Here is a 16,392-nt window from a genome sequence, read left to right as displayed (position 1 = left end):
TTATTATTTGTAAATAATTATTTAAGAAAATGTAAGTTAATAGTACATATATATAATGATATAAAATTTATAAAAAATATTGTAATTTATAATCGCCTATGATATACTAACTGAGGTAAAAAATAAAATAACGCACGGCTTTGTGATCTTTAAAAGGTGCCTAAATGGTTTTTTAAAGAGTTGACCAGGTCGGAGGTAAAACCAGGAGGTAAAAATGTCAGTAATATCAATGAAACAATTATTAGAAGCTGGTGTTCACTTCGGACATCAAACAAGAAGATGGAACCCTAAGATGGCTCAATATATATTCACAGAAAGAAATGGAATATATATAATAGACTTACAAAAAACTGTTAAAAAAGTTGAAGAAGCTTACAAGTTCACTAAAGAAATAGCTGAAACTGGAAAGCCAATATTATTCGTAGGAACTAAGAAACAAGCTCAAGAAGCTATAAAAGAAGAAGCTGAAAGATGTGGAATGTTCTACGTTAATGAAAGATGGTTAGGTGGAATGTTAACAAACCACAAAACTATAAAGACTAGAATAGACAAGTTAAGAAAGTTAGAAAAAATGGAAGAAGAAGGAGTATTCAACGTTCTTCCTAAGAAAGAAGTTATAAAATTAAGAGCTGAAAAAGAAAAATTAGAAAAATACTTAAACGGTATAAAAGATATGCCTGAATTACCAGCTGCTATATTCGTAGTAGATCCAAGAAAAGAAAACATAGCTATACAAGAAGCTCACAGATTAGGTATACCAGTAATAGGTATAGTTGATACAAACTGTGACCCTGAGCAATTAGACTTTGCTATACCAGGAAACGATGACGCTATAAGAGCTGTTAAGTTAATAACTGGTGCTATGGCAACTGCTATAATAGAAGGTAGACAAGCTATAGCTGATGATCAAGAAGAAGTAACTGAAGATCAAGAATAATAACATAATTTAATGGTAAGGGTATATCCCCTTACCATTAGTAATATATAGGAGGGAATACCAATGGCTATAACTGCACAAATGGTTAAAGAGTTAAGAGAAACTACAGGTGCCGGAATGATGGACTGTAAAAAAGCTTTACAAGAAGCTGAAGGAAATATGGAAAGAGCTATAGATATATTAAGAGAAAAAGGATTATCTAAAGCTGCTAAGAAATCTGATAGAATAGCTGCTGAAGGTTTAGTTGCTATAGAAATAAACGCTGACAACACTGTTGGGGCTATAGTTGAAATAAACTCAGAAACAGATTTCGTTGCTAAAAACGAAGATTTCAAAACTTTCGTTAAAGATGTTGCTGAAATAGCTTTAGCTACTGAAAAAGAAGATGTAGCTGGATTATTAACTGAATCTCACAAAGAAGGAGCTTTATCTGAAGTATTAAATAACAGAATAGCTACTATAGGAGAAAAGTTAGATATAAGAAGATTTGCTAAAATATCTACAAACGGACAAGTTGCTGGATACATCCACGGTGGTGGAAAAATAGGTGTATTAGTTGAATTAGAAACAGAAGCTAGAGATGCTGAAGTATTAGCAATGGGAAGAGATATAGCTATGCAAGTTGCTGCTATGAACCCTAAATATGTTTCTAAGGATGATGTAGATCCAGAGTACATAGCTCATGAAACTGAAATATTAACTCAACAAGCTTTAAACGAAGGAAAGCCAGCTAATATAGTTGAAAAGATGATAAAGGGAAGATTAGAAAAACAATTAAAAGAAGTTTGTTTAGTTGAGCAAACTTTCGTTAAAAACCCAGATTTAACTATAAAGCAATTAGTTGCAGACGTTGCTAAAAAAGTAGGTTCTGAAATAAAGGTTGCTAGAGTCGTAAGATTCGAAGTTGGTGAAGGTATAGAAAAGAAAGAAGAAAACTTTGCTGAAGAGGTTGCTAAGCAACTTAAGTAATTAACCAAAAGAGAACACTTCGGTGTTCTCTTTTTTAAAAAGTTAACTAAGGAGGATTTCAAATGACAAAGCCCATGTACAAAAGAGTATTACTTAAATTAAGTGGAGAAGCATTATCTGGAGATAAGGGATTTGGTATAAATAACGAAGTTGTAAATGACATAGCACAAGCTATAAAGCAAATACAAGAAATTGGTGTAGAAGTAGCTGTAGTTGTTGGAGGAGGTAACTTCTGGAGAGGAAGAACATCTGAAGGAATGGATAGAACTACTGCTGACTATATAGGAATGTTAGCTACAGTTATGAATGCTATGGCGCTACAAGATGCTCTTGAAAATATAGATGTATTAACAAGAGTTCAAACTGCTATAGAAATGAGACAAATAGCAGAGCCTTATATAAGAAGAAAAGCAGTTAGACACTTAGAAAAATCTAGAGTTGTTATATTCGGAGCGGGAACAGGAAATCCTTACTTCTCAACTGATACAGCAGCTGCACTTCGTGCTGCAGAAATGGAGTCTGAAGTTATATTACTTGCTAAAAATGTAGATGCAGTATATGATAAAGATCCAAAGGTACATGCTGATGCTAAGAAATTTACAGAACTTAGTTATATAGATGTATTACAAAAAGAACTTAAAGTTATGGACTCAACTGCTACATCTTTATGTATGGATAATAAGATACCAATAAAGGTATTTGAACTTTCTACAGAGAATATAATAAAAGCAGTTATGGGTGAAAATATAGGAACTACTGTAAAATAATTAAATATAAGGAGGATTAACAATGAGCGCACAAGTAAAAAAACAATTAGAAGAAAAAATGAGCAGAACAATAGAAGCACTTAAAACAGAATTTACTACTATAAGAGCAGGAAGAGCTAATGCTCAAATGTTAGATAAAATAAGAGTTGATTATTACGGAACACCAACTCCTATAAATCAAGTTGGTGCTATATCTGTACCAGAACCAAGAACTTTAATGATAAATCCTTGGGATAAAACAGCTATGCCTGAAATAGAAAAAGCTATAAGAAACTCAGATTTAGGATTAAATCCAACTAATGATGGACAAGTTATAAGAATATCAGTTCCAGCTTTAACAGAAGAAAGAAGAAAAGAATTAGCTAAGCAAGCTAGCAAAGTTGCAGAAGAGTTTAAAGTTAGATTAAGAAATGAAAGAAGAGATGCTAACGATAAGCTTAAAAAGATGGAAAAAGAAGGCGAAATAACTGAAGATGATTTAAAGAAATCTCAAGATGAAGTTCAAAAAGTAACTGATAAATTTATAAAAGAAGTTGATTCTTTATTAAAAGCTAAAGAACAAGATATAATGGCGGTATAATATTGAAAAAATACTACAATTTATTAGGACTTCATACAAATGAGGTAGAAAATTTCTTTAAAAAAGAAAATAAAAACTATACTATAACTACCATAAAAGGATATAAAGATGAAGAAAAATTAATCGTACCTAGAGTTATTAAAATATCTGAGTTAGATAATAGTGTAGAGATAATACAAACTTACTTTGCTGACTCCTTAAAATAGGAGTCAGAAAATTTTATTGGGAGGTAGTTTATGAATAAAAATAATATATATGACATAAACTTAAGTAATGTACCTACTCATATAGCAATAATAATGGACGGAAATGGTAGATGGGCTAAAGAGAGACTACTTCCAAGAACAGTTGGACATAAAGCTGGGGTTGAAGCTATAAGGGCAGTTACAAAAGAGTGCTCAGCATTAGGGGTAAAACATTTAACTTTATATGCATTTTCAACAGAAAATTGGAAAAGACCAAAGTTAGAAGTAGATGCTTTAATGAATCTATTATATACATATTTAAATAAAGAGTTAAAAGAATTACATAAAAATAATGTAAGAATAACAACTATAGGTGATATAGATGTACTACCACGTAAATCTATAGATGCTATAAAAAATGCAATTGATGTAACTAAAGATAATACTGGATTAAACTTAAATATAGCTTTAAATTATGGTAGTAGAAATGATATAAAAAATGCAGTTGTAGATATAGTAAAAAATTATAAAAGTGGTAAAATAGATATAGAAGATATAAATGAAGATACTATAACAAAACATTTAAGTACAAAGTCTATACCAGACCCAGATTTAATAATAAGAACTAGTGGTGAACAAAGAATAAGTAACTTCTTATTGTGGGAGATTGCATATTCTGAATTTTATTTTACAGATATATACTGGCCTGATTTCAATGAAACTGAGGTTAGAAAAGCTATATATGTTTACCAAAATAGAGATAGAAGGTTTGGTGGACTTAAGTAAGGAGATTATTTTATGGTTGTAAGAATCATTGCAGCACTAGCTTTAATTCCATTATTACTATTTGTAATATATGGAGGATTGCCACTATACATAGCAGAGGCTATTATAGGAATAATTGGGTTAGATGAGTTCTATAAAGCATTTAAAAGCAAAAGTATACAACCTATAAGTATTTTGGGGTATTTATTTGCTATATACTTATCTATAAAAAATATTTTTAAATTACAAACCGAATATACATATATATTTGTATTTATATTATTCTTAATAGGAATAGTTTATATTTTATCGAATAAGAAAAACATAATAGATTTTTCTATAACATTTATAGGTATATTTTATATACCAATATTTTTAGATTATATAGTTTTAACAATAAATAATTTTAGATTAGGCGGAATTTATGTATGGTTGATATTTATAATATCATTTATGACAGATACCTTTGCATATTTTAGTGGATATCTATTTGGAAAACATAAATTAATACCTAGCATAAGTCCTAAGAAAACGATAGAAGGTAGTATTGGTGGTATTTTAGGTTCTACAATTTGTTGCGTAATTTTTGGATATATATTTAAATTAGATATAACTCATATGATTTTAGTAGGAAGTATTGGAAGTATCGTAGCACAATTTGGAGATCTATTTGCATCAGCTATAAAAAGATACGTAGGAATAAAAGATTATGGAAAATTAATACCAGGACATGGTGGTATATTAGATAGATTTGATAGTGTTATACTAGTAGCACCATTTGTTTACTATGCAATATATATATTTATTTAGCTTCAGGTTCCTCTGAAGCTTTAATTGTATAGTATATAAATTATTGGAAAGGAATATAAATAGTATGAAAAAAATATCAATATTGGGATCAACAGGATCGATAGGAACACAAACTTTAGATGTAGTTAGAAAAAATAGAGATAAATTTGAAGTTGTAGCTATATCTGCAAATAGTAGCATAAACCTACTTTTAGAGCAAATAAAGGAATTTAAGCCTAGATATGTTGCGGTATATAATGAAAATAGTGCAAAAGAATTAAAAGAAATGATACCAAGTGATATAAAAATTGAAGTATTAAGCGGAATGGAAGGGTTAATTACAATATCGTCTTTAGATGAAATTGATGTGCTTTTAACTGCAATAGTGGGTATGATAGGCTTAGTACCAACTCTTGAAGCAATAAAAAAAGGTAAGACTATAGCACTAGCTAATAAAGAAACATTAGTTACAGCAGGTCAATTAGTTATGGAAGAAGCAAAGAAAAGAAATGTAGCAATACTTCCTGTCGATAGTGAACACAGTGCAATATTCCAATGTTTAAATGGGGAGAGTAAAAAAGAAATAGAAAGCATAATATTAACTGCGTCTGGAGGACCATTTAGAGGTAAGTCTAAAAATGATTTAATAAATGTAACTAAAAACGAAGCATTAAAACATCCAAATTGGAGTATGGGAAGAAAAATAAGTATAGATTCTTCTACTCTTATGAATAAGGGATTAGAAGTTATAGAAGCTAAATGGTTATTCGATGTAAACTCAGATAAAATAGATGTAGTTGTACATCCTCAAAGTATAATACATTCAATGGTTCAATTTGTAGACAGTTCAATAATAGCTCAGATGGGATGCCCGGATATGAAACTTCCTATACAATATGCATTAACTTATCCAGAAAGAATACTTAATGATTTTGAAAGATTAGATTTTTCTAAGTTAAGTAGCTTAACATTTGAAAAACCTGATTTAAATACTTTTCCTTGTTTAAAGTTAGCATATGATAGTTTAAATATGGGAGGAACATACTCAGCAGTTTTAAATGCAGCTAATGAAGTTCTAGTTAATGAATTTTTAGAAGATAAAATAAAATTCTACGATATTCCATACTATATAGAAAAAACATTAGATGCTCATAAGAGTATAGAAAAGCCAACATTAGAAGAAATATTATATACAGATAATTGGAGTAGAGAATTCGTAAAAAAATGTATTAAATAAGGTGGTGAAGGTATGAATATAATAACTGTATTAGCAGCTATTTTAGCTTTTGGTATAATAGTATTCATTCATGAATTAGGACACTTTTTATTTGCTAAAAGAGCAGGGGTTAGGATACATGAATTTGCTATAGGTATGGGGCCAAAAATATATAGTTTTCAAAAAGGAGAGACATTATACAGTATAAGGTTATTACCTCTTGGTGGATATGTTGCTATGGAGGGTGAAGATGGTGATTCGAAGGATCCAAGAGCTTTTGGTAATAAAAGCATATTACAAAGGGCTAGTATATTATTTGCAGGTCCATTTTTCAATATAATACTTACAGTTATAATTTTAATTCCTGTATTTATGTATATAGGAAATCCGAGTAAGCCAACAACAACTTTACAAACTGTTATGGAAAATAGCGTGGCTCAAAAAGCAGGAATTAAATCAGGGGATAAAATAACTGAAATAAATGGAGTTAACATTAAAAGTTGGAATGAATTAAGTAAAGAAATTCAATCGTCAAATGGAAAAGAGTTATCAATAACTATTAATAGAGATGGAAAAGAAAAAAATGTTAAGGTTAAGCCTGAGTTTAAAGATGGAAATTATTTAATAGGGATATCTCCCAAAAATGAAAAAGATATATTAGGAGCGTTTGGAAATGCAATAAAAGCAACTATAAATATGACTGTTCAAATGGTTACTTTCTTAGGAAAATTAATAACAGGTAATTTACCAGGTGGAGTCGAAGGTTCTCTTGCAGGACCTGTAGGTGTAATAAGCATTGTTGCAGATGCAACTAGATCAGGGTTAGTAAGTGTTCTTCAAATTGCAGCTGTAATAAGTTTAAACTTAGGAATATTAAACTTATTACCTATACCAGCTCTTGACGGAGGAAGATTATTCTTTTTATTTATAGAATTTTTAAGAGGTGGAAAGAAAATAGATCCTAATAAAGAAGGTATGGTAAATTTAATAGGATTTGCTACATTAATGATATTTATGTTATTTATAACATATAAAGATATAGTTAAATTAATTAGAATGTAGCAAAGTTTGACTAGAAGGTGAAGGTGAGACAATGAGTTACGAAAGAAGATTAAGTAGAGAAATTAGTGTGGGAAGTCTTAAAATTGGTGGAAACAATCCAATATCTATACAATCTATGACTAATACAGATACAAGAGATGCAAAAGCAACTATAGAACAAATAAAAAGACTTGAAGAAGTTGGATGTGATGTCGTTAGAGTTGCAGTTCCTGATATGGAAGCAGCTAAAAACATAGGCGAAATAAAGAAAAATGTAAATATACCTGTGATTGCAGATATACATTTTGATTATAAATTAGCACTAGAAGCTATAGAACAAGGTGTAGATGGAGTCAGAATAAATCCAGGAAACATAGGGAATATAGACAGAGTAAAAATGGTCGTAAACAAATGTAAGGAGAAAAACCTTAAAATAAGAATAGGTGTAAATGGTGGTTCTTTAGAAAAAGATTTGTTACAAAAATATGGTTCTGCCACAGCTGAAGCTTTAGTAGAAAGTGCACTAGGCCATGTAAAAATACTTGAAGACTTAGATTTTTATAATATAGTTATATCTCTTAAATCATCAGATATATATAAAACTATAGAAGCTTATGAACTTATATCTAAGAAAGTTGATTATCCACTTCATATAGGGATAACAGAATCAGGAAGTGTCAAAAAAGGAACTATAAAATCTTCAATAGGCGTAGGAGCTCTTTTATTAAAGGGTATAGGAGATACTGTAAGAATATCTCTTACAGGAGACCCAACTGAAGAGGTAATAGTAGGAAAAGAAATATTAAGAAGTTTAGGATTATTAAATGATAAGATAAAAGTTATATCATGCCCTACTTGTGGAAGATGTAATATAAATCTTATAGATGTAGTAAATGAAGTAGAAGCGAAAATTAATAAAATTGATAAAGACATAACTGTAGCTATAATGGGATGTGCAGTTAATGGGCCAGGAGAAGCTAAAGAAGCTGATATCGGTATAGCTGGTGGTAAAGGAGAAGGTCTATTATTTAAAAAAGGTGAGATAGTAAGGAAAATAAAAGGAGATAGTTTAGTAGAAGAACTGTTAGCAGAGATAGATTTATATAATAAGTAATAATAAAGAGCTGTTAAGTTAAGATTTTAAATCTTAACTTAGCAGCTTTTTTATTTATATTAGCCATTTAATCAATTCTTGTTATTAGGATATTTTTGTATAAATAACAAGAATAGTATTTATCGATAATGGATAAGTTAATTAATAGTTTAAATACCAATTTATATAAAGGAGTGTTAAGAAATGACAGATAAAAAACCGAGTATAATACAGAGTTCATTGGGATCAGTATTTTCTGTGTTTAGTGAAGAAGAGCTAAAGCAAATAACTGATAATAGCAAAAGAAATATTGCTATTTCAGGTAAAATAAATAATCCTGGGATAATCGAAATTCCGGAAAAAGCTACACTTAGAGATGTTATAGACTTAGCGGGAGGAATAATAAAAAATAGCAACTTTAAAGCTGCACAATTAGGTATACCATTTGGGGGATTTTTAACAGAAGATAGTTTAGATAAAGAATTAGACTTTAATTTTTTTGATAAAGATACTAGTAAAACTATCATAATACTTTCACAAGAAGATTGTATAGTTCAGTATGCTAAATTTTACATAGATTTTTTAATAGGAAAAATGAAAGAAGAAAAATATAAAAAGTATCAAAAAGTAAAAAATGAGATACTTCATATGTGGAAAATTTTAGATAGAATAAGCAAAGGCAGAGCTAATATGAGAGATATTTTCATATTAAGAGAACTTGCAAGTATTGTAAAGGATACTTTAAATCAAAATCACAACATAATGCAAGAAATTGTTGATAAATTTTATGATGAAATAGAAGAGCACATAGAAGAAGGAAAATGTTACACAGCTCAATGTAATAATCTTATAAAATTGACTATAACAACTAAATGTATAGGTTGTGGAGCTTGTGAAAGAGTTTGTCCAGTTGACTGTATACATGGAGATAGAAAACAACAGCATTACATTGATTATAATAGATGTACACACTGTGGACAATGTATTCCAGTTTGTCCTGTAGACGCAATAACAGCAGGAGATAATACTCTTAAGTTTTTAAGAGATTTAGCTATACCAAATAAAGTGGTTATAACACAAATGGCACCTGCGATAAGAGTTACTATAGGAGAGGCTTTTGGATTTGAACCTGGAGTAAATGTAGAAAAAAAAATAGCAGCAGGTCTAAGAAAATTAGGTGTAGATTATGTATTTGATACTACATGGGCAGCTGATTTAACAATAATGGAAGAAGCAGCAGAACTTCAAGAAAGATTAGAAAAACATTTTTCAGGAGATGAAGATGTTAGATTACCAATACTTACATCTTGTTGTCCTGCGTGGATTAAATTTATAGAACAAAACTATGGAGATATGCTAGATGTGCCATCAAGTGCTAAATCACCTATGCAGATGTTCGCAACCGTAGCTAAAGATTTATGGGCAAAAGAAAAAGGTCTTACTAGAGATCAAGTAATATCAGTTGCTATAATGCCTTGTGTGGCTAAAAAGTATGAAGCATCAAGACACGAATTTTCAAGAGATTTTAATTATGATGTTGACTATGTTATTACAACAAGAGAACTTATAAAAATATTTGAAAACTCAAATATAAATTTACAGGATATAGAGGATAGTGAGATAGACCACGTTTTAGGAGATTATACTGGTGCAGGAATTATATTTGGAAGAACTGGGGGAGTCATAGAAGCAGCAACTAGAACTGCTATAGAGAATATGACAGGAGAAAAAATAGAAAATGTAGAATTTGAATGCCTTAGAGGATGGGATTCATTTAGAGCTTGTGATTTAGAAGTAGGTGGATTAAAACTTAGAATAGGAGTTGCTTATGGACTTAAGGAAGCAGGTAAAATGCTTGATAAAATAAGAAATAAAGAAGAGTTTTTCCATGCAATAGAGATAATGGCGTGTACTTGTGGATGTGTAGGTGGAGGTGGACAACCTAAAGCTAGAAAGAGAGCCGAAACAATAGAAAAAAGGGCAGAAGGCTTAAATAATATAGATAGATCATTAAATTTAAGAAAATCTAATGAAAATCCAGAAGTACAAGCTATATATGATAAATATTTAGATCATCCATTAAGTGATAAAGCTCGTGAACTTTTACACACTAAATATTTTGTTAAAGTTAAGAAATAAATTTTTAAAATTAATATTGTATAAATAAAAGTTGTCATAGCGGAAATAATAAGTTTGTAAGAAATTGGAAGGAGTAAACAATGAAAAACCTTAAAATATTATCAGTAGCATTAGTGATTATGATTGGTAATATTTTGTTTATGGGATGTGAAATTTATAATAAATATGGAGAAAATAAAATCAACATCAGAAATAATAATCAAGAAGGTTTAAGTATATACGAATATAATGATATATTTACAAATTTATATAAAAAATATATAGATCCGATTGAAAAAGAAGAATATGATGATATAAAAAAATTTCTATTAAAACAAGATAATGAAGATAATTATAAAAGTTTAAATAAATATAAAAAGCTATTGAATATATCAAATCAACAATTGATCGAGTTTAAAAAAGGAATGAATAATTTAGTTACTAAAGATATTGATCTTACTAAATTAAATAATGAATTAATAGAAAATACTTTGAATTTAATAAAAGAAATTGAAGTAGAGATTAAAGAAATAGATAATATACCACCAGATAACTATTCAATGGCAAAATCAGAATTTATAGTATATTTACAAAAAAATATATCTATACAAAGTTATATAAAAACTAAGTTTGAAAATTCTATAGAAAGTATAAGAAATTATCTAGATATAGAATTAAATAAATAATTAATTTGGAGGTATAATATGAAATATTCAAAAATTTTAGCGGCAAGTTTAATAGGGTTATTATCATTTGGGACGGTAGGATGTACAAATAAAATGCCGAAAAAAACAGATGAAAATAGAGTAACAAAATCAACAACAGAAACTAAGGATAATAGATATGGTAATATGAGTATGGAAAGTTATAAGAATGAATTCGGTAAATTATATGAAAGCAACATTGCTAGATTAGAAAATTATAATGGATATAATGAAATATTGGTAGAAAAAGAAACAAAAGATTACCCAGGAAATGAAAAGTATCTTGAAGGATTAAAAAAAGCATATAAAGATAGTGAAAAAAATTTACAAGAGTTTGTAGATTCTTTAAAAAGAGTAAAAACAGAAGATCCTAAAGTAAAAGATATGAATGATAAATTGATAGCAGAAGGAAATAAATTAATAGCAGAACTAAAAACTAGAACTAAAAAATTAGATGAAGTACCAAATAATTTAATGCAAAAATCAGAGGTAGAATTTAGAAAAGGTATAAATGATTTATTAAATGTAGATAATACAACAAGAAATGATTTTAACAATTTGATGAAAGATGCACAAGAATTTTTCGGTATAGACAATAAAAATAAAATAAATAAAAAATAAATATATGTAAATAAAAAAATAAAAGCACTTATAATTTAAGTGCTTTTATTTTTTTATTTACATAATTTTTTATATATTCAAATGAATTTGTATCTAATGTAAGAAGATTTACTTTCTAAGTATATGTAAAAAATAATTTGTGAATTTTTTAAAATTAAATCTAGAATTTATTGCGATTAGTGATCTTCATAATAAAATTAATACAAGAAAATTAATAGTGTAGAATCTAAAGTATATATTTTTTTATCCGTATAGAAGGATGAGTTGAAAAAATAATTAATTACATAAAATTATTAAGACTGACATTAGCAATATGAATTTAGGTTAAATAATCTGAATTATTACTTATTCTTTAAAATATTATAAAGAATTCAAAAAAATTTTAACAGTAAAGATTGATTTTTAATAAAATTTAATAGAAAGTAGTACCTTATATTTGAATTAGGAAAAAATTCCATAAGTATAAAGGTAATATATGTATATTTAAATATTTAAAGTAAAAAATTATATATATTTTAAATATTACTAAATATATATAGTAAATTATTTAACACTCTATAAAATAGGGAAATTTTATTGTCGATGCAGAGAAATATAATAAAAAATTGCAGGGAGGAATATGTATGAAAAATCTAAAAATAGGTAAAAAGCTAACTTTAGCTTTTGGTATTTTATTAATGCTTTCAGCATTTACAAGTTTTTATACAATATCTAAATTAAAGGGAGCAGAAAAATTAAGTAATCAGTTATTTACAGGACCTTATGTATCAACGACTGAAACTATGCAAGTTCGTAGAGATTTAGTTGCTGTTGCAAGATATATTGGTAATGCAGTTATGGAACAAGATCCAGTACAATATAAAGCTAAAATGATGAGTACTTTTGACAGTATCGATAAGAGTATAAAGACACTTAATAATTCTTTTAGTGAAAACAAAAGTGCAATTGATGAGCTTCAAAACTCAGTAAACAATTTAAAACAAGAATGTAACAATGTTTTTGTATTTATAGATAAAGGTGATTACAAGCAAGCAATAGAAATGCTTAGACAAAACACTCCATATTTTAATGCATATAATAAGTGTGTAGATGATGCAGTAAGTCTTAATAAAGATGCAGAAGATTATGGTGTTAAATTTAATAAAGGAGTAGAAGACACTGCTTCAAGAGCAACTTTTGCTTCTATAACAATTAGTATATTTACTATAGTAGCAGGATTAGCTACATGTTTATACATAACAAATAGATTAAAGCAACCAATTGAAGAAATAGAAGAAGCAGCAAATAAAATGGCTGATGGAGACTATGATATAACTATTAATTACGAATCAAAAGATGAATTAGGATCTTTATCAGATAGTATGCGTCAAATGAGTAGCAAGACTAAAGAACTTATAAATGATTCAGTACATACATTAAATGAAGTTGCATCAGGTAACTTTGATGTTTCAACTGAAATGGAATATATAGGAGTATTTAAAGATATTGAGAAATCAATAAATAAAATAACTAATGACTTAAGTGAAACAATGTCACAAATAAATGTAGCTTCAGAAGAAGTAGGAGCAGCATCTAATCAAGTTGCAAGTGGGTCACAAATGTTATCGCAAGGTGCTACTGAGCAAGCAAGCGCAATTCAAGAATTATCTGCAACTATAATTGAAATATCAGATAAGATTAAAGGTACTGCAGAAAATGCTCAAGAAGCTAATGAATTAACATTGGAATCAGGTCGTCAAGTTAAAGATGGTAACGAGCAAATGAAACAAATGGTTAAGGCTATGGAAGAAATTTCATTTACTTCTAATGAAATAAGTAGAATTATAAAAACAATAGATGATATAGCATTCCAAACAAATATATTAGCATTAAATGCTGCAGTAGAAGCTGCACGCGCAGGTTCAGCTGGTAAGGGATTTGCTGTTGTTGCTGATGAAGTAAGAAATCTTGCTGCTAAATCAGCAGAAGCTGCTAAGAATACAGCTACACTTATTGAAAATTCAATAGAAGCAGTGGATAAAGGAACTGAAATTGTAGACAATACGGCTAAGGCATTAGAAAAAATAATAAGTACAACAAATAGAACTACTGTAGTTGTTGATGAAATAGCAAAGGCATCTGAAGAACAAGCTAGTGCAATTAACCAAATTACACTGGGAATAGAACAAATTTCAGAAGTAGTACAAACAAACTCTGCAACATCAGAAGAAAGTGCTGCTGCTAGTGAAGAATTAAGTGGACAAGCTCAAATGCTTAAAGCACTTATTGAAAACTTTAATTTAAAAGATGCTAATGGATCTAATAAGCATTTAAGTTTTAATAGCGATGAAATGAATTATTTTGGAATGAATGAAGTCCAATAAAATATGTTATAAATTTGATAAAAATGGAAGCTTTTATGCTTCCATTTTTAAAGACAAGATTTATTATGTTTTTTAATTAATAAAGGAGAAAAATATGAGTGGAATGGATTCTTTAAATGAATTTTACGTGTATGAAAATATGCAATTATTAGAGCAGTTAGAAGAGATTTTACTTGGAGGACAATCAGATACGGGAAGTTTGGGGAAAGAAGAAATTGAAGAGATTTTCCGTACAATGCATACTATTAAAGGTTCTTCAGCTATGATGGGTTATGATAGTATAACAAAACTTACTCATAGTATAGAAGATGTCTTTGATGAAATACGTAGCGGACTTGAACTTTCTAGTGATAAGTGGGAAGAATTAATTGATATTGTATTATCTAGTATCGATTTTCTAAAAGAAGAAATGTTAAATATTCAAGATGGATTACTTCCAGAAGCTAGTATAGATGAATTACATGAAAAAGTTGTAAATTTATTAAAAAGAGCTAAAGAAAATAATGGTGAAAAAAATTCAGATATAGAATTACCACAAAGTTGTGATAATGATAATAATAATGAACAAACAACTAAAGATAAATATTTTTATATAAAAGTTTTATTTGAAAATGGATGTGGTATGGAAGGTATTAGAGCATTTGGAGTAGTCAATTCAATTGAAAATATGTGTTCTTTTATAAAAACTATACCTGAAGATTTAATGGGTGAATGTGATGATACTATAATCAAAGATGGATTTATTTTATATGTAAAAACTTCAGAAGAAAAATCTGTACTTGAAAAACCTATTAAAGAAACTATGTTTTTAGAAAGTTTTGAAATTAAAGAAGTCACAGATAAAGCGGAGTTAGAAAATATCTTTGGAGAAGTTAATTTAAGTAATAATGATACTGTAAATGGTGTTGTAGAAGTTATTGATAATTCATCAAAAGAAGAATTAAATGAAGCAAAAGAAAAAGTAAAAGAAGAAGTAAAAGAAATAAAGGAAGAAACTAAAAAAGAAGAAGTTGCTAAATCAGATGTTGATAAAAAAATAGAAAAAGAAGTTAAGCAAGAAAAGAATGTAAAAAAAGAAAATAATCAATCACATGCACATAACAAAAATAGTTACTTAACTGTAAACATTAGTAAAGTAGATACTTTAATGAATTTAGTTGGAGAAATTGTTACTACTGAATCTATGGTAGAAAAACAGTCACAACTAGAAAATTTTGATAGAGATCTTTTTGAAAAACAAGCGAGAAGATTACACCAATTAACAAACGAACTACAAGATGTAGTTATGTCAATTCGTATGGTTCCAATTTCTTCTACCTTTACAAAAATGCAAAGAGTTGTAAGGGATATGAGTAGAAAAACAGGAAAATCAGTAGAATTACAGTTAATAGGGGAACAAACTGAAGTAGATAAAAATATTTTAGAAAATATATCAGATCCTTTAATGCATATGGTAAGAAATAGTATGGATCACGGTATCGAGACACCAGAAGAACGTAAATTGACTTCAAAGCCAGAAAAAGCAACTGTAACATTAGAAGCAAAAAATACTGGTGGAGATGTTGTTATTATTATTAAGGACGATGGTAGAGGATTAGATAAAGAATCTATTGTTAAAAAAGCAATTGAAAAAGGCATTACAAATAAGAATATTGAAGATATCAGTGATAAAGAAGCCTATAACTTTATACTAGCACCAGGATTTTCTACTAAAGAAGCAGTAAGTGAGTACTCTGGTAGAGGTGTAGGAATGGATGTTGTGTATACTAACATTCGTAAACTAAGAGGATCTATTAGTATAGACAGTGAAAAAGGAAAAGGAACAATGATTATACTTCGTATTCCATTAACACTAGCAATAGTAGATGGTATGAAGGTAAAAATAGGAGATGAAATATACATTATTCCAGCCTTAAACATAAAGGAAGTATTTAGACATGGGGCTTATGAAATAGTTCAAAATCCAAATGGAGAAGAACATAGTATTATTAGAGGAAATTGCTATAAGATTCGTAGATTATCAAATATATTAGGAATGGATAAATCAAGTTCTGATGAGGGAGTTATGATATTAGTTGAATCTGAAATGGGAAGTGTATGTATTATTGTAGATAGTATAATTGGACAACAACAAGTTGTAATTAAACCAGTACCTACATTATTAACACAGTTTGAAAAGGTACATTCTTACATATCAGGATGTTCTATTTTAGAAGATGGTTCTATAAGCTTAATATTTGATGT

At 28.6% G+C, this 16,392-nt stretch carries 15 protein-coding genes; all 15 read left to right on the top strand.

Annotation, left to right across the window (positions count from 1 at the left end; all coding sequences use genetic code 11):
- The first annotated feature begins 214 nt into the window (after window positions 1–214).
- On the top strand, window positions 215–937 hold the full coding sequence (gene rpsB / locus H8891_RS07920) for a 30S ribosomal protein S2 (RefSeq protein WP_147543391.1): 723 nt from the start codon (window positions 215–217) through the stop codon (window positions 935–937).
- A 63-nt stretch (window positions 938–1,000) separates the two neighbouring features.
- The gene (tsf, locus tag H8891_RS07915) at window positions 1,001–1,906 is read left to right on the top strand and encodes a translation elongation factor Ts (RefSeq protein WP_147543392.1); all 906 of its coding nucleotides are present in this window, start codon (window positions 1,001–1,003) and stop codon (window positions 1,904–1,906) included.
- Window positions 1,907–1,968: 62 nt separating this feature from the next.
- Window positions 1,969–2,673, top strand: a complete 705-nt coding sequence (gene pyrH, locus H8891_RS07910; protein WP_147543393.1) for a UMP kinase — start codon at window positions 1,969–1,971, stop codon at window positions 2,671–2,673.
- Between the two features lie 22 nt (window positions 2,674–2,695).
- Window positions 2,696–3,253: a ribosome recycling factor gene (gene frr / locus H8891_RS07905; RefSeq protein WP_187006009.1), complete on the top strand. Its 558-nt coding sequence runs from the start codon at window positions 2,696–2,698 to the stop codon at window positions 3,251–3,253.
- 2 nt (window positions 3,254–3,255) lie between these two features.
- Entirely contained in the window at window positions 3,256–3,459 is a 204-nt protein-coding gene (locus tag H8891_RS07900) for a hypothetical protein (protein WP_187006008.1), read from the top strand.
- A 30-nt stretch (window positions 3,460–3,489) separates the two neighbouring features.
- On the top strand, window positions 3,490–4,224 hold the full coding sequence (locus H8891_RS07895; RefSeq protein ID WP_147543396.1) for an isoprenyl transferase: 735 nt from the start codon (window positions 3,490–3,492) through the stop codon (window positions 4,222–4,224).
- Window positions 4,225–4,236: 12 nt separating this feature from the next.
- Complete coding sequence (locus H8891_RS07890; protein ID WP_187006007.1) at window positions 4,237–5,013, top strand: phosphatidate cytidylyltransferase; 777 nt, start codon at window positions 4,237–4,239, stop codon at window positions 5,011–5,013.
- 64 nt (window positions 5,014–5,077) lie between these two features.
- Window positions 5,078–6,229: a 1-deoxy-D-xylulose-5-phosphate reductoisomerase gene (locus H8891_RS07885; RefSeq protein WP_187006006.1), complete on the top strand. Its 1,152-nt coding sequence runs from the start codon at window positions 5,078–5,080 to the stop codon at window positions 6,227–6,229.
- A 12-nt stretch (window positions 6,230–6,241) separates the two neighbouring features.
- Complete coding sequence (rseP, locus tag H8891_RS07880; RefSeq protein ID WP_207723602.1) at window positions 6,242–7,270, top strand: RIP metalloprotease RseP; 1,029 nt, start codon at window positions 6,242–6,244, stop codon at window positions 7,268–7,270.
- Window positions 7,271–7,301: 31 nt separating this feature from the next.
- On the top strand, window positions 7,302–8,363 hold the full coding sequence (gene ispG, locus H8891_RS07875) for a flavodoxin-dependent (E)-4-hydroxy-3-methylbut-2-enyl-diphosphate synthase (protein ID WP_187006005.1): 1,062 nt from the start codon (window positions 7,302–7,304) through the stop codon (window positions 8,361–8,363).
- Window positions 8,364–8,546: 183 nt separating this feature from the next.
- On the top strand, window positions 8,547–10,481 hold the full coding sequence (locus H8891_RS07870; RefSeq protein ID WP_187006004.1) for a [FeFe] hydrogenase, group A: 1,935 nt from the start codon (window positions 8,547–8,549) through the stop codon (window positions 10,479–10,481).
- A gap of 80 nt (window positions 10,482–10,561) precedes the next feature.
- The gene (locus H8891_RS07865; RefSeq protein WP_187006003.1) at window positions 10,562–11,146 is read left to right on the top strand and encodes a hypothetical protein; all 585 of its coding nucleotides are present in this window, start codon (window positions 10,562–10,564) and stop codon (window positions 11,144–11,146) included.
- A gap of 18 nt (window positions 11,147–11,164) precedes the next feature.
- Window positions 11,165–11,785, top strand: coding sequence for a hypothetical protein (locus tag H8891_RS07860; RefSeq protein ID WP_187006002.1), 621 nt, complete (start codon window positions 11,165–11,167; stop codon window positions 11,783–11,785).
- 623 nt (window positions 11,786–12,408) lie between these two features.
- Window positions 12,409–14,148: a HAMP domain-containing methyl-accepting chemotaxis protein gene (locus H8891_RS07855; RefSeq protein ID WP_187006001.1), complete on the top strand. Its 1,740-nt coding sequence runs from the start codon at window positions 12,409–12,411 to the stop codon at window positions 14,146–14,148.
- Between the two features lie 94 nt (window positions 14,149–14,242).
- A partial coding sequence (locus H8891_RS07850; RefSeq protein ID WP_187006000.1) for a chemotaxis protein CheA occupies window positions 14,243–16,392 on the top strand: 2,150 nt, incomplete at its 3' end.

The organism is Paeniclostridium hominis (assembly GCF_014306135.1).
Classification (GTDB): domain Bacteria; phylum Bacillota; class Clostridia; order Peptostreptococcales; family Peptostreptococcaceae; genus Paraclostridium; species Paraclostridium hominis.
This window is presented reverse-complemented; position numbering and strand designations above follow the sequence as displayed.

Excerpts from the sequence above, each read along its gene's own strand:
- rpsB (WP_147543391.1), top strand. The coding sequence starts at position 215 with ATGTCAGTAATATCAATGAAACAATTATTAGAAGCTGGTGTTCACTTC.
- tsf (WP_147543392.1), top strand. The coding sequence starts at position 1,001 with ATGGCTATAACTGCACAAATGGTTAAAGAGTTAAGAGAAACTACAGGT.
- pyrH (WP_147543393.1), top strand. The coding sequence starts at position 1,969 with ATGACAAAGCCCATGTACAAAAGAGTATTACTTAAATTAAGTGGAGAA.
- frr (WP_187006009.1), top strand. The coding sequence starts at position 2,696 with ATGAGCGCACAAGTAAAAAAACAATTAGAAGAAAAAATGAGCAGAACA.
- H8891_RS07895 (WP_147543396.1), top strand. The coding sequence starts at position 3,490 with ATGAATAAAAATAATATATATGACATAAACTTAAGTAATGTACCTACT.
- H8891_RS07890 (WP_187006007.1), top strand. The coding sequence starts at position 4,237 with ATGGTTGTAAGAATCATTGCAGCACTAGCTTTAATTCCATTATTACTA.
- H8891_RS07885 (WP_187006006.1), top strand. The coding sequence starts at position 5,078 with ATGAAAAAAATATCAATATTGGGATCAACAGGATCGATAGGAACACAA.
- rseP (WP_207723602.1), top strand. The coding sequence starts at position 6,242 with ATGAATATAATAACTGTATTAGCAGCTATTTTAGCTTTTGGTATAATA.
- ispG (WP_187006005.1), top strand. The coding sequence starts at position 7,302 with ATGAGTTACGAAAGAAGATTAAGTAGAGAAATTAGTGTGGGAAGTCTT.
- H8891_RS07870 (WP_187006004.1), top strand. The coding sequence starts at position 8,547 with ATGACAGATAAAAAACCGAGTATAATACAGAGTTCATTGGGATCAGTA.
- H8891_RS07865 (WP_187006003.1), top strand. The coding sequence starts at position 10,562 with ATGAAAAACCTTAAAATATTATCAGTAGCATTAGTGATTATGATTGGT.
- H8891_RS07860 (WP_187006002.1), top strand. The coding sequence starts at position 11,165 with ATGAAATATTCAAAAATTTTAGCGGCAAGTTTAATAGGGTTATTATCA.
- H8891_RS07855 (WP_187006001.1), top strand. The coding sequence starts at position 12,409 with ATGAAAAATCTAAAAATAGGTAAAAAGCTAACTTTAGCTTTTGGTATT.